We start from the raw sequence: 23,366 nt of genomic DNA, 5'->3' as shown, positions 1-23,366 counted from the left end.
GCCTCGACAGGCTCCTTTCCTGGTTGCCTTGTAAACTAGCCTCTTCAGAGTCGTATGCGGCCACACCGGCTAAGGTAACGAAGAGCCATTCGGTTAGTTCGGGACAGAACTGGGTATCTGATGAACGGGTATAATAATCTGAAAAGTAGCTCCTTCGCCCGGCCGGCCAATAGCCTTTATGTAACCGTGATGATTTTCAACAATCCGGCGGCAGATGGTCAGGCCAATGCCTGTTCCTTCATAAGTTTCCCGTCGATGCAGTCGCTGGAACATACCGAAAATCTTTTCGACATACTGCATATCGAAGCCTATTCCATTGTCGGTTACATTAATTACTGTATAGGTTTGATCCAATAAACCGAATTCAGTACGCATCTGATCAGTAACGGGGCATCTTTCTATGGTAATCTGGGGTGATCGATTACTAACAAATTTCAGGGCGTTGCTAATCAGGTTTTGAAACAGTTGATGCAATTGTCCGGGAACGCCATCAATAACAGGCAGATTCCCTACCTCGATCAACGCTTCTTTATCCTGAATGGTTATCTCCAGATCGTCCTGAATGCGGGCAATAATGGCGTTCAGATTTACAGGTTCAAATTGAGCATCCAGTTTCGAAAGCTTGGAGAGCCGTAATACATCATCGACCAGCGTTTGCATGCGGGCGGCTGCCCGAACAATCCGTTTAAAATGGTCCTGTTCGGATGCTTCAAGTTTGCCATCGAGCGAAGTCTGCAATAGGGTGCTGAAGGCCTGAATTTTACGAAGCGGTTCTTTCAGGTCATGGCTGGCTACCGAAGCGAACTGCATTAAATCCAGGTTGGATCGTTCGAGTTCCATATTCAGGCTTTTCAATTCCCGTGTTCGATCGGCCACCCGGCGTTCAAGTACCTCATTGGCCAATTTGCTGTCGTGTATATCTGTACAGCCACCAATATACCCCATAAAGGTGCCATCGGGGTCGAACCAGGGCTTACCTCGTTCGGCAAGCCACCGATACTCCCCATCGTGCCGACGAAGCCGGTATTCCATATAGAACTCCTGACGGGCATCGAATGAGGTACTGTAAATAGTTATACAGCGCTGAAAATCAGCGGGATGGACCCCCTCACTCCACCCGTTGCCAACTTCCTGGGCCATTGTACGGCCTGTATAGTCCAACCAGCCTTTGTTGAAAAAAGTACATAGCTTATCGACGCCCGAAATCCAGATCAATACCGGAGTCGTATCGGCAATGGCCCGGAATCGACTTTCGTTTTGGCGAAGAATGGTTTCGGCCTGTTTTTGATCATTGATATCCGTAGCCGAACCAAACCATTTAACGATGGTACCTTCCGAATCCCGAACCGGTACAGATCTGCCCAGAAACCAACGATACTGACCCGGCTGTCGGTAATCGGCAAATCGGTATTCCATCTGAAAAGGTTCGCCGGTGCGTATGCTATGCGTCCATAAGTCCAGGCAGCGTTTCTGATCGTCGGGGTGCAGCACATGGAGCCAGCCGTCGTTGCCATACAGATCATTTTCTAAACCCGTGTAGGTGTACCACTGCTGGTTATAATAATCGGAGGTGCCGTCGGGCCGGGCTGTCCAGACAATTTGTGGAATCAGATCGGCTAGTTGTTTGAATTGTTGCTGGCTTTCTTCAAGCAACTGGCGAGCCTTTACTGACTCGGTGACCTCAGAAGCCACCATGATGATGCCCGTAATTTGCCCGAGCGAATCGGTCAGTGGCTGAAACGAATAGCTGTAATAGCCAATCAAAAATTGGCCGTGCCGGTTTAGTTCAACGGCTTGCTCGGCTACGGCAAACGGTTTGCCCGACTGAAAAACCTGGTCCAGTACCGAACCAATGCCTTGAGCGATCAACTCGGGAAATACGTCGAGAAAAGGCTTGCCAACCACCTGGCTTTCCTGACGGTCGGTCAAAGTCAGGTAAAGGTCGTTGGTGAGGGTAAGAATGTGCTGGGCACCTTCAACGATGGCAATGGCAACGGGGGCCTGTTTAAATAAATGTCTGAGTTTTTGCTGATTATCTCGTCGGGCCTGTGAGAGTTTCAGTTGCGATTTTACACGAACCAGCAGCTCATTGGCCGAAAACGGCTTGGTCAGGTAATCGTCGGCTCCGGCAGCATAGCCATCGATCGTCGCTTCTTCACCGGCTCTGGCCGACAGAAGCATCACCGGAATATGAGCCGTTTGTGGATTCGTCTTAATAATTTTCAATAGTTCAGCCCCGTCCAGATTCGGCATCATAATGTCGGATAGGAGCAGATCCGGTTGTTGCCGCTGAATTGCTTCCAGGGCTTCACGACCGTCGGTAACCATTTCTACAGCGTAATGCGGACTAAGCAACCGATGAATATAGGCACGCATATCGGCATTGTCGTCGGCTAGCAGTATGCGTTTATCCGTCTGGTGGGCTGTGGATGAAGAAGGCTTGGGTTGGGATGGTCGGCTATCTGGCAATGCAGGAAGCATCAAATTGGCATCGGCAATAAATAAGTCGGCACTGCCTGTCGATAATCGCTCAGGAGCCAATGACCGATGCGCCTGATGAATCGGGATTTGTATGCTGAATGTACTTCCCTGATTCAGTTCGCTGCTGACCTGGATGGTACCTCCGTGTAACTCGACCAGTTCATGAACGAGTGCCAGTCCGATGCCCGTACCTTCGAACGACCGCCCCTGCGCTCCGTCGACCCGGTGAAATCGTTCGAACAACCGAGGCAAGTCAGCGGCTGGAATCCCTACACCCGTGTCGGCTACGGTAAGTTGGATCCGGTCGTTTTTCAATTTCACCAGTCGAACAGTGATCGTGCCTTTCAGGGTAAATTTAAATGCATTCGATAAGAGGTTCAGAACGATTTTTTCCCACATATTCCGATCCACATCCACGCGTTCAGCTAAGGATTCGGTGTCAACCACTAACTGCATGCCCGCCTTCTCGATAACCGACCGGAAGTTGCTGGCCAGATCCGTTGTAAGCGTTGGGAGGTCGGTGGGGGTAAAGGTAGCCTCTAATCGGCCACTTTCCAGGCGGCTAAAATCAAGTAACGCATTGACCAGCCGAAGTAATCGTTGCGCGTTGCGGTGGGCTGCTTCGGCCTGCGTTTGCTGGTGGGCAAGTAACGGTTGGGTGCCATCTTGAAGCAGTTCCTCCAAAGGCCCCAGTATCAGCGTAAGGGGGGTACGGAGTTCGTGGCTTATATTGCTGAAAAACAGAGTTTTGGCTCGATTGAGCTCAGCGAGCTGCTCAATTCGCTGACGCTCTTCTTCGGCTGCCTGACTGTGCTGGATAGCGGTAGCTACCTGATTGGCCACCAACTCATAAAATGTCTGATAAGCTGAATCAAGTGGTCGGGTCGGGTTGATTCCTGCTACCAATAGACCGATTGTTTTATGCTGGCCAGGTGCAATAAGCGGCAGCACTATTACCTGGGTAACGGGCTGCCCGGCCGGACCAGGGATCAGTTTCTCGTTGGTCGTCCATGAACCTACCACCGTTTTCCCCTGCTCTACAGCCTCTGTCAGCATACGGTTTAAAGAATCGGTAGTAGAGTTGTGAGGGGCTGATAGCGAATGGCTTACAAGAGTGTCGTTCGTTGGTAAGCGAACGGCTTGTTCTAGCTGAACGGCTTTACCTTCGGCAGTGGTCAGGTAAAGCAAGGCAAAAGGAATATCGTCAGGATTCTGATAAATGGTTTGTGCGGCAGAAGCACAGGCGCTTCGCGTGGTACGCTCGGTAAGAACATTACTGGCCAGAGCCGACAAGGTAGCCAGTCGGCGTGTATTCAGGTTTTGGGCTGTTACTTCAGTATTAGGACAGTATAGGCCACTTACCTGACCCGTTTCATCACGGATAGGGCTATACGAGAACGAATAAAACGTTTCTTCCAAAAAGCCCCCCCGGTTCATAAATAAGCGCACATCATCAACAAAGGATGATTCGCCCTGATGGAAAACCTTGTCGGCCAGCGGCCCGCAGAAGTCCCATATTTCTTCCCACACGGTTGCTGCCGGTTTGCCCAGGGCCCAGGGGTGTTTGGCCAGGCTCAGTACAGGAATGTAAGCATCATTGTAAAGAAAAGTGGCTGAAGGGCCCCAGCCGATCCAGACCGGCTGTCGGCTGTTGAGCATCAGGTTCGTAGCCGTTTTAAGGCTTTGCGGCCACTGATCGATCGGGCCCAGTGGAGTTTCTGCCCAGTTGAAGGAACGAATAAGAGCGGCTGTTTCACCACCTCCGGCTAAGAAATCAATTTCTACGGTACTCGGAGGTGCTGTCATCGAAAAGTAAGGTTAATCGATTGAGTAAAATCAGTTTGTAAAAATACACTATTTGGCTTCTCTTTCGGCAATAAAACTACATGTGATACTATTCGTTCATAATCAGCTTGTTATGTGTAAATCTTTTTAGCGCTAACTTGATTGGATAAGCTACAAAGCCGAATCGGCGTAGTAACTGCACAGCCCTGCTTTTCGGGAAAGGTATTATTTTGCTTACGGATCGGGAATAAACTATGCATCAAGTCGTTCGTTTACTGGTTTTGTTCGTCATTTTGGCCGCTTTTCTGCCAAAAAACCGTGCTGATACGGCGGATGGACAGGTAATCTATAACCAGTTTTTGGCCGATAAGGTACGCTTTCATGAACAGGTAACAAGATTGGCCAGGTATGTTCAGGCCAGAGCACCAGCCGATTCGCTTCGGCTGGCGTTCAAACGAAGTCGACTGGCGTATAAACGGATCGAATGGTTACTCGAATACTACCAGCCTGCGCTGGCAGGGCGTGTCAATGGACCCCCAGTGGTTGAAGTAGAAGATGATGATCCCGCTCAGACTCCCATTCGGCCAGTTGGATTACAAGTTATTGAACGCTACTTGTTTCCTGATTATGATTCGGCCCAAAACGATAGCCTGTTCCATGAACTGAATCGACTACAGAGCTATACATCCCGACTGGAGCAAGGGATACCGGCCAATCAGCTAACGGATGCGGCTATATGGGATGCCATTCGTCAGCAACTCTTTCGGATCCAGACCTTAGGCATAACCGGATATGATGCCCCTGAAGCCCAAACGGGAATTGCCGAAGCGCTTGTTTCTTTACAGGTACTTCAGGCCGCTATGCAGCCTTATACTTTACGCCTTTCTCAACCAGTAGCGGCTCAGTTGAATGAGCGATGGCAGGTTGCTGCTGGCATGTTGCAACAAGCCACCGACTTTGTCGGTTTTGATCGGGTTTCGTTTACCCGTAATGGCTTGTACCCACTTTGCCGGGCCGTGCAGCAGGCTCGTCAGACATTAGCTATTCGACCCGCTTCCAGTGGTCGGTTCCTATCATCCCTGGCTGTTACATTGTCGGATTCCGGGGCCTTCCGAACGGATTATTTAATCAATTTCGGTGATTTTGCTACTAGCCCACAGAAGGTGGCATTAGGGAAAGTACTGTTTTTTGACCCACTGCTATCGGGCAATAATTCCCGGAGTTGTGCATCCTGCCACCAGCCTGAGCGTGCCTTTACAGACGGAAAACGGAAAAGCCGGGCTTTGGGTAGCTTTATGAAACTTGTAAAACGAAATGCGCCGACGTTGTTGAATGCTGGTCTGCAAAATACTCAGTTCTATGACTCAAGGGTTACCTATCTTGAAGACCAGGCCCACGATGTGCTTACCAATGCGGATGAGATGCACAGTTCGTCAGACCAAGTAGCGCAGAAGCTAGGGGCTAGCTCAACGTATAAGAAATGGTTTGCTGCCGCTTTTCCGACAGGTTTGACGGGACATAATGTGCGTAATGCGTTGGCTTGTTATGTGCGGAGTCTGACGAGTCTGAATGCCCGGCCAGACCGCTATCTACGTGGCGAGCCCGTAACATTATCGACAAATGAACGGGCCGGGTTTAATCTGTTTTTAGGAAAAGGGCGTTGTGCAACCTGCCATTTTTTCCCGATTTATAACGGCTTCATACCCCCGCATTACGAAAAGACGGAGAGCGAAATTATTGGAGTTCCGCAAACGCCCAGAATCCGTAAGGCTAAGCTCGATGCTGATCTGGGGAGGTTTGCTACGTATCAGAAGAACATCCATCGGTATGCGTTCAAAACCCCGACCATACGCAATGTTGCCTTGACCGCTCCGTATATGCATAATGGTGTCTATCGAACCTTGGAGGAGGTGGTTGATTTTTACAACCGTGGAGGAGGGCAGGGAATAGGCATTCAACTGGAAAGTCAGACGTTGGCCACTGATTCGCTTCGCTTAACGGGTGGCGAGCAAAAAGCCCTTGTGGCATTTATGAAGGCACTGACTGATACAGCCGGCCTTACCCAACGGCCTGTACACCTGCCAGTTGTTGAGGGAGCTAAGGCGCTGAACCGTCGGAAAATCGGAGGGCGATATTAATTCCCACTGTGGCCACAATGCCGGGTAAGGAGAACGTTATTGATTGAGCCAAAGTTTTGCCTGATTGCCTAACTGCACCTTACTGCCCGGATCGTACGTTATTTTCTGGGCATGTACCTCTGTATTGTCAGAGATGCTCACCGAATGTTTGAGCTGTAGGATGTCGGCCCTTGTAGGGAGCCGGTTGCCTGACCAAACCGATGGGTCGTTCCAATTACCCGCTTTCGTGGTAAACATCGTGGCCGTACCAACTACCGTAAATACATCCTGAACGCAGTTTTTGCTATCATGGACTATGTACGTAGCTGTTGTACCCGGCGCTGGCGTGATCGTTACCGAACGACCGGAAGCTGAAAATGTTCCATCGGCCGGGTTACTCCATTGGTAGTCACTAATAAATGAGGCTGTGAGTGTTGTGGATTGGCCAGTCGGAACCGTTATAGTCTGTATACGATCTACATCTTTCATCACCGTAAATTGATCGCTGATGATATACGTAGAGGCATTCGGCTGAATAAATTTTGCATCGAGTCGATTGTCTTCCACCTCAAAATAGAAAGCTCCGCCCTGGGTTCGCTGGCTCGAAACCATGACGGGATGTGGATTGAGTGCCGTATTATACCCCAATGCCCCGGATGAACCGGCTACAACATAAACGGTTCCCTGTTTCTTCCTGGCCGATGTGCTTTTATAGACACATGAATTGGCAGAACCGTCGTAACGACCTGTGCTATTATCTTTAGGGTAAATGTAGCTGGATGGACTCGCTGTAAAGTCACTCATGGGGCCATATTGATCGTGGAGCGGGTACGATCGTTCATACACATGGCTGTGACCCAGCAAGACCATGTCGACCCCAAACCGTTCGAGAATAGGGTTTATGCGCTGGCGAATGGCAATCAGATCTGCTTCGGTTTCTGAATTATGGTTTCCCTGTGTATAGGGAGGAAAATGCATATAGACAATTTTCCATTTCTGCGTAGTAGTCGCCAGGTCCTGCTTTAGCCAAACCACCTCCGGATGATTGGTGGTATCGGCGTAAAAACGACTGTCATTTCCATTCACATTGCGGGTTCCGTATCCATCGAGCATGACAAAATGGATGGGGCCATAATCGAACGAATACCACTCTTTAGTGCCTGATGGAATACCCCCACTTTCGGCTTTGGTAGGCAGGCTGAAAATGGAAAAGTAAGGAATCGCATGCGAGGCTTGCAGGGTTGAGTTATTGCTGTAATCATGATTGCCGGGTACGGCATACAGCATGGCGTTTTTCATCAGGCTGGTTTGGTAGGCAGCAAAGAAATTCGCCTGATACGATGCGTCGTCGCCGTCGTATGAATTGTCGCCAATGAGCATCCAGAGATCGGTAGGGGTAGTTCCTCGGAAATTCAGAAAAGCGTCGCGAACGTTCGTTTGGTTATTATTGGGGTTCATACCACAGTCTCCAAACGAAATAACCCGAATCTTACGCTTTGTGGTTTTGGCGGGAGCTGTCAGAAAATAATTGTCTGTTCCCTGTTGCAGTACCTGCCCTGTGGTACCAATGCTATAAAAGTATTGTGTATCCGGGGTTAGTCCGGTCAGCCGAATTTCGTGCTCGGTCGTACTGATCGACTCTGTTGAACTATTGGTAAGGTTGCCTGCCGAAAGCCCATACATGACTCGGCCCATAGTGGGTACGTCGGTGCGCCAGCGAATGGAAATGGCTGTTTGGGTGCCTAGCTGCAAATAAGGCCCACGCGTAAGGGACTGTGCTATTACTGATGGCCCTATCAGACATAGCCAACTAATTAAACCTATTCTCATACACTAACCTTTTGGGTAGCCATGCGAACAGGCTACTCCTGAATTTGTTTCGAACGTATTTACAAACAGGAGAGGAAGGGTGTGCTGATAGGTGAGTTCGTTGGCTGCTTCGTGCTTACATAAACGAGCTCATGGCGGATTCATTGGCCAGTTCTTCGGCGTGTTCTTTACCTAAATATTGGTCAATGAAATAATGCGCAACATATAGGATTGGGGTCAGTACTACGGCCGAAGTCGCTTTGTAAATATAGTTGATTATACCTACTGCCAGTACCTGCGTCAGAGACCAATTGCCAAAAATATAAAAGGCAATCCCCAGCACCACAAATGAATCGACCAATTGAGATACCAGTGTGGAACCTGTAGCCCGCAGCCATATTTTACGGCTTCCCGTAATCCGGCGGAGTGAGTGAAATACGTACACATCAAGGATCTGACCGATCAGAAAGGCCGTCAGCGAACCAATAATGATGCCTAATCCCTGCCGGAAAATCATCTGGAAAGCATTGTTGATATTGATTGGGTTCCCGGCTCCATCTTTGGCATTGACGTCAAGCCAGAACTGAGCGGGCGGCAGCGTCGTAACCACATAGATAATCAGGAAGCTATACGCGATAAAACCGGCTGTCAGAAACGAAATACGACGGACACCGGCCTTGCCAAAATATTCATTGATAACATCGGAAGTGATGAACACAAACGGCCAGATGACTGCCCCCGCAGTGAGGTTGAAATCCAGGATAAAGTCACCAAACAGGTGAATCTGGGCTGGCTTCGTGCCTAGCAGTGTTTCGACGGAGAAGATTTTGACGCCAATAATTTCGGCTACCAGTGCATTGGTCAGAAAAATTGCACTCAAAAAGATGTACAGATTTGTACGTTTATTGGTAAATGAGTAGGAAGAGGAAGGCATACCGGGAATGATTAGTAATCAGTATGGCAAGATACATCACGAAGCACGGATGCCTGTTCGCTGAAGGTTAATTTTTTCGTTTATACACATCCGCTACCGACGTGGGCTCATATTGACTGGCCAATGCAGGGGCGCGCTGGAATAACTTTTCCACTACTTTTTCGCGATCAACAATATAGTCGGGTGGGTCTTTCCGAAAGTGATCGAATACATTGATGACCGCTTCGTAATTGTCCAGGTTTTTTAGGTCATACTTGGCCAGGTCCCAGTTCAGGTAGGGAGTAGCCAGTCGGTTGTAGCGGTAGGCGCTCAAATCTTCCCCGATAATCAGTACATGCCGGTTTCGAATGTCGCCGGGAAGCGGAGAAGGCTGCACCTGAAGGCTACTCAATCGCCCTAGTTCGGCACCGGGAATCAGGCCAAGTGCACCCTGATAAAAAAGCAGTAACACCAGCACAAAGGCAATCAGAAAGGTGAGTTCGGCCAACCAGACCCGACGGATTCCTTCAAAGTAAAAATAAGTGAAGTAGGCCATCGGCGGCACAAAACTTAAAAAGAACATGGGGGCCAAAAAAGGCATCAGACCGATGGTCAGAACCGCAATAACAAACCAGAGAGCCATGATCTGCTGAATTCGCTGCTGAAAATTGACATAGCGGTTTCCCCGGTTGAACAAACTTAAAAAGCCCAGAATACCTAATCCCAGAGGAATCAGCAACGACGCCAGTAAGGATTGGAAATCGGATAACGAATACTGCCGAACCCGAAAAACCGAAGCCAGCAGGTTCCGGTTGAAATCATCCAGACTATCGTAGAGATAATAAAATAGAACGGTGGCCGCAACGGGAAACAAGAACCCGAAAAACGATAACGAATACTGGCGAAACGATGCCCCCGTATAGAACAATAACGACAACATCATCCAGATGATGAACAGGGCCGAGGGTAGATAAAACAGGGCGGCTATGCCGATATAAAACCCAACTTCAAACACTTCGTCGGTAACTCCCCGGCGGTCCATCTGCCGAATGAGTGTGCCAAATGCCAGCAATAAAAAACTAGTCGACATAAGTACTGGAGACAGCGTCAGACAGTCGTAGGAAATATGCATAAACAGCATATAGATCAGGCCGGGCCAGAACGTGCGGTCGGGGTAAAGATCACGATTGTTGCACAGGTAGTTGAAATAAACGATCTGGAATACCGACACCAGCAGGGCGGCTGCATGAAGGGCTGTCGTTGATCGGCCAAACAAACTATCGATCCCCCAATAGACCAACGCCGATAAGGGGCTGACGCTATCCCAAATGTCGCGATAAAGCAAATCGCCCTGATTAATTTGTTCGCCTACAATCATCCAGTTCAGTTCTGGCGTTAATAGAGGGAACGAATTGAGCAGGAGCGGCATTCGGATCAGAACCAGCAGCCCCAACAGCGCAACATACAGATAGGAAAAGTACGATTGGAAAAAACGAAGCAAGACAAATAACTGTTTATAGCCGATAGTAGTTAGTTGGCAGCCACCAGCTCTACAGACCGTACCTGCCAACTCATCCTTGTAAAATTACGGCCATTTTCGGCAGAATGGAAAAATGAGTGGATATTTGCAAAATAGATTAAGCGCCAAGTAATATGGAATCGAAACGACAGCAGAAGGTAGCCCGGCAGCTTCAAAAGGATTTGAGCGAGATTTTTCAGCGTGAGGTGCCGCATTTGTTTGGTGGGGCGTTTATCACCGTCACAAATGTGCGTGTTTCGCCCGATCTGAGTGTGGCGCGTGTGTATTTGAGCTTTCTGGCCACAAAGAATAAAACCCTTTTACTGGAAACGATACAGGAAAAGGGCAAAGTGATTCGTCAGCATCTTGGTGAGCGCGTCCGTCATCAACTTCGCATTGTACCCGATCTGGCCTTTTTTATCGACGATACGGCCGAATACGCTGATAAAATGGACAAACTCTTTGCCGGGCTTGATATTCCGCCCGCGCCGGAGGAGGATGAAGAGTGAACGAGTGAACGGGTGAAAGAGCGAATTGAAAGGGCCGCTTTTTCACTCGTTCGCTCTTTTGCTCTTTCGCTCGTTAAGAATGAACCTCCCCATCTGGATCGCCCGTCGGTATTTTTTCTCTCGTAAAAAACGCAGTTTTATTAGCTGGCTCTCGATTATGTCGATGCTCGGTGTGGGTGTTGGCACAATGGCGCTGGTGGTAGTGCTGTCGGTATTTAACGGGATGGAGGAACTAAATCGGCAGATTTTTAAGTCCTTCGAAGCTGATATGACGATCTCCCCAAAGCAAGGCAAACGGTTTATGGCGCCCCCTGCTTTGCTGAAGAGCTTGAGTAAGGTACCCGGGGTTCATCTGTTGTCGGCTGTGGCACAGGATAATGCACTGGCCCGGTATGCCAATGCACAAACGGTTGTCAGACTAAAAGGCGTCGACGAAAACTATCTCCAACGACAGCAACTTGACTCGGCTCTGCTCGAAGGACGGCTGGTATTGCGTCAGGACGGGGCTAACTTTGCCATCGTGGCCGACGGGGTCCGGCGGGATTTAAGCATTTCTCCGGTCGACATTCTGACCCCTTTGGAGGTATTGTATCCACAGAGTGGCCAGGCGTTTAATGTGCTTAATTCAGAGGCATTTGCCAGAGAACGGCTGACTGTTTCGGGGGTTTTCTTTATAGAATCCCGATACGATAACTTCGTTCTGGCTCCATTGGCAGTTGCCCGTACGCTATTTGGCTATGGGCCCAACGAAGTGACAGGGCTTGAAATACAACTGCAACCGGGTACGGATGAGCAAATTGCCAAACAGGCCTTGCAGGAGGTTGTTGATAAATTGGCACCCGGTGTTAAGTTGACGGTACAAAGCCGTGATGATCTGAATGTGGATCTTTACCGGGCTATCTACGTCGAAAAACTGTTCGTGGCTATCACGCTCTCGTTCATTATTCTGGTTGCTTCGATCAACATCTTCTTTTCGTTGTCGATGCTGGTCATCGAGAAAAAGGCCGACATCCAGATTATGTTTGCCTTAGGAGCAACGAAGACCATGGTCCGACGCATTTTTCTGGCCGAAGGGGCTATCATTGCCTTAACGGGAGCTGTAGGTGGCTTAGTTCTGGGCGTGTTGCTCTGTCTGGCTCAGGAGCGCTATGGAATGATAGGCATGGGCCTGATGGACTCCATTATCGATGCATACCCTGTGCATTTACAGATCGGTGATATAGCCCTCACCGGTGTTCTCGTTGTTCTGATCACCGTCCTGACATCCTGGTTCCCGGCTCAGCGGGCGGCCAATCTGGAATCGGCTTAACGGATTCGCCCCTAACCCGTTTCCAACCTTGGAGAAGGGGTAGGGGCGAATCCGTTAAGACAGCGTTGTGCCCTTATCGATCGTAATCACGTAGGCTTTGCCTCCTTCCCGCTCAATAGCCTCAGCCACGCGCTCAGGCTGGTTGGGGGCATAGGCAAACATACAGCCCCCTCCGCCCGAACCATTGATTTTACCGCCCAATGCACCGGCTTTAAGGGCGGCATCCAGCATACGGTCTATTTTGGGCGTGCTGATGCGCTGGGCTTCCCGAAGATTGGTTTGATGGTCGGTCAGTAGTTTGCCAAACCGAACATGATCTAACCCATTCGGATCGTTCAAAACCGTCAGCGCTTCGCGTAAAATATCACGATTTGATAGATTCCCTTTCAACAGAATGTAATCATCCTTGCTCAGAAAATCCCTGAACTCACTCACAGCGGTACTCTCGAAGTCGGTTAGTGAAAACGCCGGGTTAATCGATTTAAGCCTTTGAATGATGTCGAGCATGCCCAGTTTTACCCGTTTCAGAATGCCGATGGTATCTTTGGGTTCCTGCGAATCACCAAGTACAAACGTCCCTAAAGTAGGGTGGAGCTTTTCCAGGTGAATCTGGGGTTGTGATTCCAGATAGATCACATCGCCAACGGCCGTTGAGTAATGGTCCATCATACCGCCCGGTTCGCCAAATTCCAGCACTTCGGCTACATAGGCCAGTTCGGCCAGATGCTCCTGCGAAAGTTGCCGGGGCTGGTCGGCCAGTTGGGTTAGTACGTGGAGCCAGGTAACCAGCAGAGCCGACGAACTCGACGTGCCCGAATTGATGGGGATATTTCCCCGAACTTCGCCCGCAATGCCTTTCGAAAAGGTGAACCCTTCCCGCAAGAGCACATTTACACCCGACCGAAAATAATCCCGGATTTGCGGGTAGGGCAGTGGGTGGCCGTCGAATGGAATGTCGATCGATGACTGGATGTCGGGCAATTCCAGCCGGAACCCTAACGTGTCAGTGTTATGCGCTGATACCTGAATCCGACGTGAAATAGCAGCTGCTATGACGGGTAATCCCAGATAATCCTGATGTTCGCCAAACAGGCAGATACGCCCAGGAGTGGATGCCGTAATTTGGTCGTTATGAGTTGATAAAGTCAAAGTGATAATACCTCTAACTGATGTTTCTTCTGACGAGCCTCGTCAATAATAGTTTCTAATTGCTGTGCGGTCGAATTGTCAATCCATTCTTCTCCACATTGATTACAAACTGTGGCAGGCACATGGCGAACGACAACCAACCCATCGCCAAGGTCAACACTGAATGTTGTATATCCGGCTTCTTTATGCCCCCCACACATTGAACATTTTCCTAGGTTTGTCATGATCGTCTGGTTTTAAAATCAGGCTCAAATACATCCAAAGATGGCTCGTAAACGGTGATTATATAAGCTTTGTCTTCAGCATCATCATACGAAGCCACTACATGGATAGGGCGGCTCGCTATCCAACCAAACACCAATACACTCGGAAAAGGTCGATCATCTACATAATCGCGTATCACTTCGCCAGTGAGCAAGATAGACACTATGTCCTTTTGAGAAATCTGCCGTTCAACTAATCGCAGCAGTGTATGTTTACGCCACTCAATACGTTTATTTATAACGGCCTGCCTCAACTTAAACATGTCGACCAACATTACCAGCTCGTTTTCTTATACCCTAGTGTGGCGTAATAGAGAATATAGCCGAAAAGTGGTAATAGTAACGCATAGGCCATTTTAGGGCTGATGGCATCGGTCAGGTAGCCATGTAACAGCGGCAACAAGGCCCCACCCGCAATCGCCATGATGAGTAAGGCCGAGCCGAGTTTGGTGAATTTACCCAGTCGGTTCAGGGCCAGTGGCCAGATAGCCGGCCAGGTTGGGGCAATCGCAAAGCCCATCAGCGCTATACAGAGTACGGAGGTAAACCCATCGGTTACCAGAGCCCCAACGGTCAAAAGCAGGGCCAGGATCATACCATAGCGCAGGGCGTTCTGCTGGGAAATCCAGCGGGGAATAGCAATGATGCCCAGCAGATACCCTACCAGCAACCCAATCAGTGTATACGTTGTGAAATGTTTCGCTTCGTCGTTACTAAAACCAATGGCATGTCCGTAGCTGATGATCAGGTCACCTGTTAAAACCTCTGCACCTACATAGCAGAACAACGCCAGAACCCCCAGTACTAGGTTGGGGAACGCCCAGACACTGTCATGAATGGCAGTTTTGTCGGCAGGGGCGTCGTCCTGCTCTTCCGATACTTCGGGTAGATTAGAAAATCGAATCAGGCCAGCCAATACAACCAGAACACCGGTTAGAACCATATAAGGGGTTACTACTTTTTCGAGCGAAGCAGCTCCCACAACTTCATTGGCGCCTGATAAGAGCAAACCTCCAAAAATAAACTGGCTACAGATACCAGCCAGTTTGTTGGCTATTCCAAGAAAACTAATTCGTTGAGCAGCGCTCTCGCGAGGGCCAAGGATGGTTGCATACGGATTCGACGCTGTTTGCAGAACCGTCAGACCGATACCGATGATGAATAAACCAATAAGAAATAAAGGATAGGAGACCGATTTGGCGGCCGGAACGAAGATCAGCGTGCCGACGGCCATTACCAATAAGCCCAGCGACATTCCGTTTTTAAAACCCGTACGTTTCAGTACTGCCGACGACGGAATGGCCATCACAGTGTATGAAATAAAAAAGGCAAATGCTACCAGTGTCGATTGAAACGATGTGAGGCTGAACGCCTGCTTAAAAAAAGCAATCAATACGCTGTTGACCCACGTTACGAAGCCAAAAACGAAGAAAAGAGCCCCAATAATAAGCAGAGGGCCCGTGTAATTCTGGGTTTTAGAAGGTGCCTGAACCAAGATTTCTAAAAGGTTTTAAAGATTGCAGGATTTTGTTTTTGTGAAATGGATTCCAATGTTAACAAAATCCTGCCAATCTTTTCAACCCTATCTGAATCCTGAGGTCAGAAATTATCCGTCAAGCCAAAGATCGGCTTGTTCGTTTTCCATTTCCCTCGTGTGAAATCCGGTATTTCGACGGACTTACTGCCGCCCGCAATACTCTGTTCCGATAAGGGACTGATCGCACTCCAAACGGCGGCATCATATACGTCGATGGGCGGTGGGGTTTTTGCTTTGACCGATTCAATGAACGCCCTGAGTACAAAAAAGTCGATACCCCCGTGACCTGCGTTTTCGGCCGTCTGTGCGTGCCGTTTCCAGAGCGGGTGATCGTATTTTTCCTGATAAGCCGCGAAAGGCTCCCACGTATGAGGTTTGGGGCTGACGCCTTCCAGATAAATCATGTCGTTGTCGTCCATCCAGATGCCCTGCGTACCCTGCGCCCGGAAACCCAGTGAGTAGGGGCGGGGGGAGTTAGTATCGTGAATGATTACGATGTTCTCTCCGTTGGCGCATTGAACCATCGTCGTCACCACATCGCCCAGTTTGAAATTAACTTTCGCGTTTGGGTGATTAGCCCCTCCTTTGTCGACAACGTATTTGTGTAACCCCCGGCTTTTTGTTGCCATGGAAGTCAGACGGACGAACTGATTGCCCCGGTTTATATTCAGCCAGTGCGCTACCGGACCAAGCCCATGTGTAGGGTAGAGGTCTCCGTTCCGATCCACCGAATGTTGCGTACGCCAGTGCGCTTCGGAATAGCCTTTAGCGCCAAACTCTGCCCCAACACCGCCAATGGATTTGCCATCGTTGAATTTTATGTTTCGCAGGTCGTGCTGATAGCCACAGTGAGCGTAAAGCATCTCCCCAAACATACCCTGCCGAATCATATTCAGTACAGATAGTACATCGCGTCGGTAGCAAACATTCTCCAGAATCATGCATGGCGAACCCGTTTTTTCGAATGTATCGACCAAATCCCAGGATTCTTTTAGCGTGACCGTTGCCGATACTTCCACGCCCGCATACTTGCCTGCTTTCATGGTGGCAACAGCCATAGGCACGTGCCATTCCCAAGGCGTAGCAATCACGACACCGTCGATGTCGTCACGTTTCAGCATATCCCGGAAGGCCTCGTCGCCCTTGTTATAAACGGCAGGTTCTTTCTTCCCGGCTTTAGCGATCATCGCTTTGGTACGGGTGATGGCTTCTGGATCGGGGTCGCAGATGGCTGTTATATCTACATCATCACGAAACAAAGCCTGGGCTACGTGGCTACGTCCTCGGGCGCCAACGCCAATAAAGGCTAGCCGAACTCGGGTGTCGGCAGGTTTGGCTCCGGTAAGAATGGTCGGAAAAACGGACGCGGCCGTTCCGGTGATGGTAGCGGTTCGGATAAATTGGCGTCTGGTAGGGTTCTGCATGCGAAAGGGTTGCAAATGTCGGTTAACGACTCAAAGAAAGCCGTTTTAGTCTAAAAAAACATACGCAACGTCTGCCGAATCAGAAATTCCACCAAACGATTCGTGGATAAGAGGCATTCAGAACCACGGGTTCGCCAATGTGCGGTGTGGTCACATCCATTCCCTGTTGCTCCGATTTTTTAAGAAGCCGCTGAATCGGTTCATTCCAGGCATGCATGGCCAGCGAAAACTTGGCCCAGTGAACCGGCAGAATGGTACGGGCACGCAAATCCTGAGCGGCTGTCACGACTTCTTCGGGAAACATATGAATATTCGGCCAGTCGCGCCCATATTGCCCACACTCCAGGATCGCCAGGTCGAAGGGGCCGAATTTATCGCCTATTTCCTGAAAGTGTTTTCCATACCCGGAATCTCCGCCCACAAATAACGTATACCCGTGTAGCTTGAGCACAAAACTCGTCCACAGCGTTTTACCGCGTGCGAAACTCCGGCCCGAAAAATGACGGGCTGGCGTAGCCGTAAGTTCAATATCAGGTGTAACGGACTGCTGTTCCCACCAGTCGAATTCAACGATTTGATCAGGCTTCGCACCCCAGCGTTCGAGGTGAGCCCCCACACCCAGGGCCGTATAGATTTTTTTTACCTTCGGAATCAATTGGCTGATGGTTGGGTAATCCAGGTGGTCGTAGTGGTCGTGGGTAAGAATCAGATAATCAATGGGGGGCATGTCCTCAACGTGATAAGCATCGGAGCCTGGGTACGATTTGCCAAAAAAAGACACAGGCGATGCATTCCCACTAAATACCGGATCGACCAGTATGCTAACTCCTTTTGATTTGATCAGATACGACGAATGGCCGAACCAGACAATCGTTGGTTTCTCGTCGGTAAGCGCTTTTAAATCGGTTTTGACGGTGGGTATTGGGCGAGGAGGAACATTGTCTTTGGGCTTGTTCAGATTTTCCCACATCACAGCCATGTATGAGGCTCCCTCGCGCAGGGTAGGGGTCAACTCCAGATTCTGAAAAGCGCCGTCGCGGTAGTTGGGGGAGTGCTTAATACGCTCAAGCCGGGCTTCGGCGGGGTCGCTGCCAAACGGGCTTTGTTGCATGAATATAACGGTGGAAGCTACTAAACCAAGAATAATAAGGGTGATGACTAGCATGGTGGTTCGTAAACGTTTCATGGGGACAAAACGGACATGGTCAGGTGGAGGTTCCCGCTTTGATAAAGGGAAAGGAAGAGCGGGAACGATACCGGATGGGCGGATGTTATGCTGTCGAAACGGCGTGATGGATGTTTGTTTTGTTTAAGTTTTATTGATAAACGTTGAACAAAAATCGCCCGGTGCTGGTTAATTAGTTATCAACTGCATACGAAAGAGCGTCCTGGCTACACGCTCTGCTGTCTGCCTGTGTTGTACACATACTTTGTAACGACAGGTTGATTGATAGTTTTTCGATTGGTCTTTTATGGAAACTTCCAACATAGATGTTCCTGGAACGGCGGTTCCCCGAACGGACATCCACAGGGAAAATACTCCCCGGGTGGCCGTGTTCCGGAAAGAACATTTCAATGCGGCTCATCGTCTGAACAACCCAAATTGGTCGGACGAGAAAAATGCCCGGGTATATGGCAAATGCAACAATCCGCATTTTCATGGGCATAACTATGACCTGATTGTGCAGGTAACGGGGCCGATCGATCCCGAAACAGGCTATGTCATCGACATGAAATACCTCGGTGATCTGATGAATCAACTCATTATTAGCCGTTTCGATCATAAAAATCTTAACCTCGATACCGAAGAATTTGCTGACCTCAATCCATCGGCCGAGAATATTGCCATTGTTATTTATACCATTTTGCGTCCCCATCTGAGCGATAGCTTAGACCTTAAAATCAGATTGTATGAAACTGAACGGAACTTCGTCGAGTACCCCGTCTAATGGCCGAGCTTTAGAGGGCATCCATCAAAATGGTCATGGCTTAAACGGGCATTCGCACGACGAATTAGTGGATGAAATCGGTGATGCACACGGTGCTGCGGCCATCGACACCCCTATGCGACCCGATGCGTTTGCCCTGGACGATGACTTTAAAATCGATCTGATTGAAGAGCATTTTCGGGAAATTATGAACATTCTGGGCCTGGATCTGACCGACGACAGTCTGAAAGGATCGCCCCGACGTGTGGCCAAAATGTATGTAAAAGAAGTGTTTAGTGGCCTGAATCCGGCCAACAAACCCGACGTGACTTTATTCGACAATAAGTTTCGGTACAATGAAATGCTGGTCGAGAAAGACATCACGGTTCAGACCTATTGCGAACACCATTTCGTACCGATTATTGGTAAAGCACATGTGGCCTATATATCGAGCGGTAAAGTGATCGGGCTATCGAAGCTAAACCGGATTGTGGAGTATTTCTGCAAACGCCCGCAGGTTCAGGAGCGGCTAACGGTTCAGATCGCTGATGAACTGAAGCGGGTATTAAAGACGGACGATGTGGCCGTCATCATTGATGCCAAACACCTTTGTGTGTCGACGCGGGGCGTCCGCGATGTAAATAGCTCGACGGTTACTTCATCGTATAGCGGTAAGTTTGCCGACGAAGCTACCCGGCAGGAGTTGTTGCGCATTGTATCGCAGCCGAGCGTAAGCATCTAAGTTAACACGGCAGGAAAATCAGGAAGCCGACGCCTAAGGAGTAAAAGCAACAACTGCTACTACCCTTAGGCGTCGGCTTCCTGGCTTTCCTGCCGTGTTACAGATTTATACAATTGGTCCTACGCGCTCCAGCAAGGCTTTGGATTTACGGATACCATCGTACTCATCCAGTGTATTGCCCTCATATTCAATGCCTACGATGCCTTTGAACCCGCTGCCTTTCACGATTTTCATGATGCGGTTGTAGTCCGTTTCTACGCAGTTGCCACTGGCATCGAAGTTGTAAAACTTAGCCGATACTCCTTTGGCAAACGGCATCATTTCCTGCGTACCCTTGTAGCGGTCGTATTCTTCAATGCAGGAAAAGTCTTTACCTGGGCTGTGCTTCATGCAGAAATTCCCGAAGTCAGGTAAGGTACCCACATTTTTCATATTCACCTGCTTCATCACGTTCGCTATCCATTCGCCATTGGAGGAGTAACCACCGTGATTTTCAACGATGACGTTGATGTTCATCGTTTTGGCAAACTCGCCCAGCTTGCTCAGACTCTCTATCGCTCCTTTAGCAACCTCTTCGGCCGTACCTTGTCCGGCAGCGTTGACCCGGATGGTTTTGCAACCCAGATACTTGGCACATTCGACCCATTTGTGGTGGTTCTCGATGGCCTTGTCCCGTTCGGTGGCATCTGTAGCACCCAGGTTGCCTTCGCCGTCGATCATGATCAGGTGGTTGCTAATGCCATTGTCTTTACAGCGCGTGAGCAGATCATTGAGGTAGGTTTTATCCTGCGCTTTATCTTTAAAGAACTGATTGACGTACTCTACGATGCTGATATCGAACTCTTTACGAGCAATAGCCGGAAAATCCAGATTGGTTATCTTTTTGCTAAACAGCGCCTTATGGAGCGACCACTCGGCCAGCGAAATGTCGAAAAACATCTTTTTGGCAGGGGCTTCAGCAAAAGCCTGGGGCAACAGAGCCATACCGGCCAGAGAGCCAGCAGCTTGTTTCAAAAACGAACGACGATTAGTGGTCATCACGCAATAGGTTTTACAGGTTGATTGGGCGATATTGAGCCCCTTTCTGCGTTGAAAAAGCAGGCTGTAGGATAGAAATACTTATTTTGGCAGGCGAGGAAGTTTATTCAGACCAGCCCTGAGCACGGCTTATACGAACGAGCTCGACAATACTGTTGATGCCCAGCTTAAGGTAAATGTTTTTACGATGACTTTTTACCGTTTCATAGGCAATACATAGTTCATTGGCAATCTGCTCGGCACTTTTTCCCGATACCAGACCTTTAATAATCTCTTTTTCGCGTCGGGTCAGCAGAAAGCTTTTGACAAAATCATCGGATAATTCGGGCATCTTCTGAAGCTTGGGGTCGAAAAAACGATTTCCGTCCAGAACTGTTTGAATTCCGTTTATCAGTACTTCAGAGGGGGAGTCTTTCAGCAAGTAACCCTCCAGGCCGAGGGTTTGGGCTTCGGTCACAAAATGGGAGTGGTTATACATGGTTACCAAGATAATTTTCAGCTTGGGCACTTGTAGGCGAAGCGTACGGGCGGCTTCCAGCCCATTCAGATTTGGTAAATTGATGTCCAGCAAAAGCAGATCAGGCGAGTGAGTCTGGATGGCATACTGTAGGTCGAAACCGTCGAAAACCTGCCATACCAATCCGAAAATGGGCCGCAGCATACCAGCTACAGCATCGTTGAACATTCGGTGATCATCGGCGATGAGTATACTTCCCTGAGAGGAATTCATATGGAATTTCAACAAGCGTGGTTGTCCCCTGCTCTGATGCATCAGTCTGCCAGCGGGCGTTGAGATAATTGACCCTTGAAGATATATTTTTCAAACCAATTCCGGTTTGTTCGCGATGATTATTTGCTAATCGGTTACCAATACCATCATCTTCCACCAGTAGCGTTAGGCTATCCGTATGGAACAGTAACTGGACTTGAACATGACTAGCCTGCGCGTGTTTTTGTACGTTATGGATGAGTTCGGACAGGATGCGGTAGATATTCAGTTCGAAGTCGGGAGACAAGCGTCTGGGTGCGCCGAACACAGCAAGCTGAAATCGGGCATCGTTCAGTGAACCCACCAGTTGTTGTACACTTTCGATAAGCCCGATTCGCTCAAAATCGGGTGGCATCAGGTTGTGGGCAATGCTTCGGATTTTGTCGCCTGCCTGAGCCGCCACCGGTTTAATAGTAGCTAGGTTTCGCTGTAGCTCCTGAAGGGAGTCAGCCTGGAGGCTTTTAGTAATCTGATGGTTGATCGTGGCAATTACGCCACCCAGATCGTCATGTAAATCGGCGGCAATGCGCTGTCGTTCGGCGTCCTGAGCGGCAAGGACCTGTCGGTTTGTTTGCTGTTTTAGTTGGGAAAGAGCTAATTGCGATTGCGCCTTTGCTTTTAGGAAGCGATACACTAGGCCCATCGTTATGAGCAACAGGACAATTAAAGCCAACAGGAACTGATTAAACTGTTGTTCCTGTTGGCTTTCGCGTTGTAATATTGCCTTTTGCAGGCTAATCGTTTTTAGTTTTTCCTGTTCAGTTTGATATTGTTGTTGAAGCACTTCATACTCTTTGTCTAATTCATCGGTTATCCACTTATTGCGCTGTTGCTGTGCTAATTCGTGGTACCGTAAAGCCTGCTGGTAGTTAGCCTGCTCTTTGTGTAAATTGTACAGAGCCAGGTACAGATCAGTTTGAAGCTTACCTGCGTCGGCTGGTGAAACGGTACCTTTGAGGGTATCTAAATACTGTTGAGATTTATGTAGGCTCTGATGAGCCAGGGCATATTGTTTTTTCTTTCGGTAATGCTCCGATAGTATAGAATAAATACCTTGAGCTAAGTAAATTTTCTGGGATGCCCGGGTTATGCCGACATAATGCATGGCTTTGGCAAAGTAAGTATTGGCTTCTGCTTCCTTATTTAGGCCCAGGTAAGCAGCTCCCATGTTGGCTAAAATAGCCCAATACTGTCGAACAGCCCTTCCCTCTTTATCCGCTAAAATTAGCTGTTCTGCTTCCTGCTGGGATGTGATAACTGCCTTGTAATTTTTCTGCTCCAGATAGAAATCGCCTATATAACTCATCGCCCTGACCATATGCATCAATTCTTGGCCTTGCCGGGTAAGTTCTACAGCACGACGATAATAATATATGGTCTCAGCGCGATGTCGTTTGGTTTGATGCATTTTCCCTACAATAGCTCCCATCCGTAAATAACCCATAGCTGCATAATTGACTTTATGAAGCCGTTCTAAGGCCTGAGTAACTGTTAACAACTGGCTGTATCCCTGCTTGAATGATCCGGATTGAGCCAAGCTGTCGGCCTGATGCAATCTGCATAATAATTGGCCATATCGACTGTAGGGATGCTGAGAGGCATAGTACAGCGAGTCGATCCATATATGCTTATCCTGAGGCTGCCGATGGGTGGTTAATTCAAAAAATAGCTCCAGTATTTTGTTCTGCCGTTGTTCGGAGGGGGATTGTTGGCGGGTTGTTTTCAATAAAGTATACAGGCTATCCGGGAGCGATAGTTGCGCATGAACCGACGAAGTAATAAGGAGAGCTATCAAAAGCCCGCTTAGTCGTCTATACTGGAGTGTGGCATGGGAAAGCCGTATCAAATTCATTTCCGATGAGCCTGTAACAATAAAAAATCCGCGTTGATGATTTCATTGATCAGGAGCTGTATATCAATCGTTTAACCAGCTACAGTAGGTGAGTGCACCAGAACAGGTGGAAACGATGAAAGGCCTCCTAATAATAGGGCAGGAGTTTCTACAAAGCAAATCAAACGGAATTTATAAAAAAATCCCCCTTGAGGGGGATTGGTCGGGATAGACGGGTGATGA

18 protein-coding genes are annotated in these 23,366 nt (G+C 48.9%); 5 read left to right on the top strand and 13 right to left on the bottom strand.

Annotated features, from left to right (window positions below; genetic code table 11):
- Positions 1–93: 93 nt before the first annotated feature.
- The gene (locus tag B153_RS0128150; protein ID WP_020600097.1) at positions 94–4,287 is read right to left on the bottom strand and encodes an ATP-binding protein; all 4,194 of its coding nucleotides are present in this window, start codon (positions 4,285–4,287) and stop codon (positions 94–96) included.
- Between the two features lie 233 nt (positions 4,288–4,520).
- Here B153_RS0128150 and B153_RS0128145 point away from each other — a divergent pair, with 233 nt between their 5' ends.
- On the top strand, positions 4,521–6,404 hold the full coding sequence (locus B153_RS0128145) for a cytochrome-c peroxidase (RefSeq protein WP_020600096.1): 1,884 nt from the start codon (positions 4,521–4,523) through the stop codon (positions 6,402–6,404).
- A 36-nt stretch (positions 6,405–6,440) separates the two neighbouring features.
- Here B153_RS0128145 and B153_RS36080 read toward each other — a convergent pair whose 3' ends face one another.
- The 3 genes from B153_RS36080 to B153_RS0128130 form a co-directional block, all read right to left on the bottom strand.
- Complete coding sequence (locus B153_RS36080; RefSeq protein WP_083928264.1) at positions 6,441–8,213, bottom strand: purple acid phosphatase family protein; 1,773 nt, start codon at positions 8,211–8,213, stop codon at positions 6,441–6,443.
- Between the two features lie 115 nt (positions 8,214–8,328).
- Complete coding sequence (locus B153_RS0128135) at positions 8,329–9,126, bottom strand: queuosine precursor transporter (RefSeq protein ID WP_020600094.1); 798 nt, start codon at positions 9,124–9,126, stop codon at positions 8,329–8,331.
- A gap of 67 nt (positions 9,127–9,193) precedes the next feature.
- Entirely contained in the window at positions 9,194–10,606 is a 1,413-nt protein-coding gene (locus B153_RS0128130) for a DUF6427 family protein (RefSeq protein ID WP_020600093.1), read from the bottom strand.
- A 152-nt stretch (positions 10,607–10,758) separates the two neighbouring features.
- Here B153_RS0128130 and rbfA point away from each other — a divergent pair, with 152 nt between their 5' ends.
- Both rbfA and B153_RS0128120 read left to right on the top strand, forming a co-directional pair.
- Positions 10,759–11,133, top strand: coding sequence for a 30S ribosome-binding factor RbfA (gene rbfA / locus B153_RS0128125; RefSeq protein ID WP_020600092.1), 375 nt, complete (start codon positions 10,759–10,761; stop codon positions 11,131–11,133).
- A gap of 79 nt (positions 11,134–11,212) precedes the next feature.
- Positions 11,213–12,442: an ABC transporter permease gene (locus B153_RS0128120; protein ID WP_020600091.1), complete on the top strand. Its 1,230-nt coding sequence runs from the start codon at positions 11,213–11,215 to the stop codon at positions 12,440–12,442.
- Positions 12,443–12,496: 54 nt separating this feature from the next.
- Here B153_RS0128120 and B153_RS0128115 read toward each other — a convergent pair whose 3' ends face one another.
- From B153_RS0128115 to B153_RS0128090, 6 genes are all read right to left on the bottom strand, one after another.
- Positions 12,497–13,591: a mevalonate kinase family protein gene (locus B153_RS0128115; RefSeq protein ID WP_020600090.1), complete on the bottom strand. Its 1,095-nt coding sequence runs from the start codon at positions 13,589–13,591 to the stop codon at positions 12,497–12,499.
- Positions 13,588–13,815: a type II toxin-antitoxin system MqsA family antitoxin gene (locus tag B153_RS0128110; RefSeq protein WP_020600089.1), complete on the bottom strand. Its 228-nt coding sequence runs from the start codon at positions 13,813–13,815 to the stop codon at positions 13,588–13,590. Before B153_RS0128110 ends, B153_RS0128115 begins: the two co-directional genes overlap by 4 nt.
- The gene (locus B153_RS0128105) at positions 13,812–14,117 is read right to left on the bottom strand and encodes a DUF4258 domain-containing protein (RefSeq protein ID WP_245564965.1); all 306 of its coding nucleotides are present in this window, start codon (positions 14,115–14,117) and stop codon (positions 13,812–13,814) included. Before B153_RS0128105 ends, B153_RS0128110 begins: the two co-directional genes overlap by 4 nt.
- A gap of 11 nt (positions 14,118–14,128) precedes the next feature.
- Positions 14,129–15,349: a sugar MFS transporter gene (locus B153_RS0128100; protein ID WP_020600087.1), complete on the bottom strand. Its 1,221-nt coding sequence runs from the start codon at positions 15,347–15,349 to the stop codon at positions 14,129–14,131.
- 104 nt (positions 15,350–15,453) lie between these two features.
- Positions 15,454–16,815, bottom strand: a complete 1,362-nt coding sequence (locus tag B153_RS0128095) for a Gfo/Idh/MocA family protein (protein ID WP_020600086.1) — start codon at positions 16,813–16,815, stop codon at positions 15,454–15,456.
- Between the two features lie 79 nt (positions 16,816–16,894).
- Entirely contained in the window at positions 16,895–18,001 is a 1,107-nt protein-coding gene (locus B153_RS0128090) for an MBL fold metallo-hydrolase (RefSeq protein ID WP_026262515.1), read from the bottom strand.
- A gap of 286 nt (positions 18,002–18,287) precedes the next feature.
- On the opposite strand from B153_RS0128090, the gene B153_RS0128085 reads away from it, so the two are divergent.
- Together B153_RS0128085 and folE are read left to right on the top strand one after the other, a co-directional pair.
- Positions 18,288–18,764: a 6-pyruvoyl trahydropterin synthase family protein gene (locus tag B153_RS0128085; RefSeq protein ID WP_020600084.1), complete on the top strand. Its 477-nt coding sequence runs from the start codon at positions 18,288–18,290 to the stop codon at positions 18,762–18,764.
- On the top strand, positions 18,727–19,485 hold the full coding sequence (gene folE / locus B153_RS0128080) for a GTP cyclohydrolase I FolE (RefSeq protein ID WP_020600083.1): 759 nt from the start codon (positions 18,727–18,729) through the stop codon (positions 19,483–19,485). The genes B153_RS0128085 and folE overlap by 38 nt, the downstream gene beginning before the upstream one ends.
- Before the next feature lie 105 nt (positions 19,486–19,590).
- Here the strand turns inward: folE and B153_RS0128075 are convergent, their stop codons facing one another.
- From B153_RS0128075 to B153_RS36975, 3 genes are all read right to left on the bottom strand, one after another.
- Positions 19,591–20,523, bottom strand: a complete 933-nt coding sequence (locus B153_RS0128075) for a sugar phosphate isomerase/epimerase family protein (RefSeq protein ID WP_020600082.1) — start codon at positions 20,521–20,523, stop codon at positions 19,591–19,593.
- Positions 20,524–20,626: 103 nt separating this feature from the next.
- Positions 20,627–21,253 carry a response regulator gene (locus B153_RS0128070; RefSeq protein WP_020600081.1) on the bottom strand — a complete coding sequence of 209 codons (627 nt, stop codon included), beginning with the start codon at positions 21,251–21,253 and terminating at the stop codon, positions 20,627–20,629.
- Positions 21,216–23,087, bottom strand: coding sequence for a sensor histidine kinase (locus B153_RS36975; RefSeq protein WP_157634930.1), 1,872 nt, complete (start codon positions 23,085–23,087; stop codon positions 21,216–21,218). The genes B153_RS0128070 and B153_RS36975 overlap by 38 nt, the downstream gene beginning before the upstream one ends.
- Between the last annotated feature and the right edge of the window lie 279 nt (positions 23,088–23,366).

Source organism: Spirosoma panaciterrae DSM 21099 (assembly GCF_000374025.1).
GTDB lineage: Bacteria > Bacteroidota > Bacteroidia > Cytophagales > Spirosomataceae > Spirosoma > Spirosoma panaciterrae.
Note: the sequence above shows the minus strand (reverse complement) of the source record. Positions and strands in the feature narration are given on the sequence as shown.

What these genes read in the sequence shown, in the direction of transcription:
- B153_RS0128150 (WP_020600097.1), bottom strand. Translation starts at nt 4,287, where the DNA reads ATGACAGCACCTCCGAGTACCGTAGAAATTGATTTCTTAGCCGGAGGT.
- B153_RS0128145 (WP_020600096.1), top strand. Translation starts at nt 4,521, where the DNA reads ATGCATCAAGTCGTTCGTTTACTGGTTTTGTTCGTCATTTTGGCCGCT.
- B153_RS36080 (WP_083928264.1), bottom strand. Translation starts at nt 8,213, where the DNA reads ATGAGAATAGGTTTAATTAGTTGGCTATGTCTGATAGGGCCATCAGTA.
- B153_RS0128135 (WP_020600094.1), bottom strand. Translation starts at nt 9,126, where the DNA reads ATGCCTTCCTCTTCCTACTCATTTACCAATAAACGTACAAATCTGTAC.
- rbfA (WP_020600092.1), top strand. Translation starts at nt 10,759, where the DNA reads ATGGAATCGAAACGACAGCAGAAGGTAGCCCGGCAGCTTCAAAAGGAT.
- B153_RS0128120 (WP_020600091.1), top strand. Translation starts at nt 11,213, where the DNA reads ATGAACCTCCCCATCTGGATCGCCCGTCGGTATTTTTTCTCTCGTAAA.
- B153_RS0128110 (WP_020600089.1), bottom strand. Translation starts at nt 13,815, where the DNA reads ATGACAAACCTAGGAAAATGTTCAATGTGTGGGGGGCATAAAGAAGCC.
- B153_RS0128105 (WP_245564965.1), bottom strand. Translation starts at nt 14,117, where the DNA reads ATGTTTAAGTTGAGGCAGGCCGTTATAAATAAACGTATTGAGTGGCGT.
- B153_RS0128095 (WP_020600086.1), bottom strand. Translation starts at nt 16,815, where the DNA reads ATGCAGAACCCTACCAGACGCCAATTTATCCGAACCGCTACCATCACC.
- B153_RS0128090 (WP_026262515.1), bottom strand. Translation starts at nt 18,001, where the DNA reads ATGAAACGTTTACGAACCACCATGCTAGTCATCACCCTTATTATTCTT.
- B153_RS0128085 (WP_020600084.1), top strand. Translation starts at nt 18,288, where the DNA reads ATGGAAACTTCCAACATAGATGTTCCTGGAACGGCGGTTCCCCGAACG.
- folE (WP_020600083.1), top strand. Translation starts at nt 18,727, where the DNA reads ATGAAACTGAACGGAACTTCGTCGAGTACCCCGTCTAATGGCCGAGCT.
- B153_RS0128075 (WP_020600082.1), bottom strand. Translation starts at nt 20,523, where the DNA reads ATGACCACTAATCGTCGTTCGTTTTTGAAACAAGCTGCTGGCTCTCTG.
- B153_RS0128070 (WP_020600081.1), bottom strand. Translation starts at nt 21,253, where the DNA reads ATGAATTCCTCTCAGGGAAGTATACTCATCGCCGATGATCACCGAATG.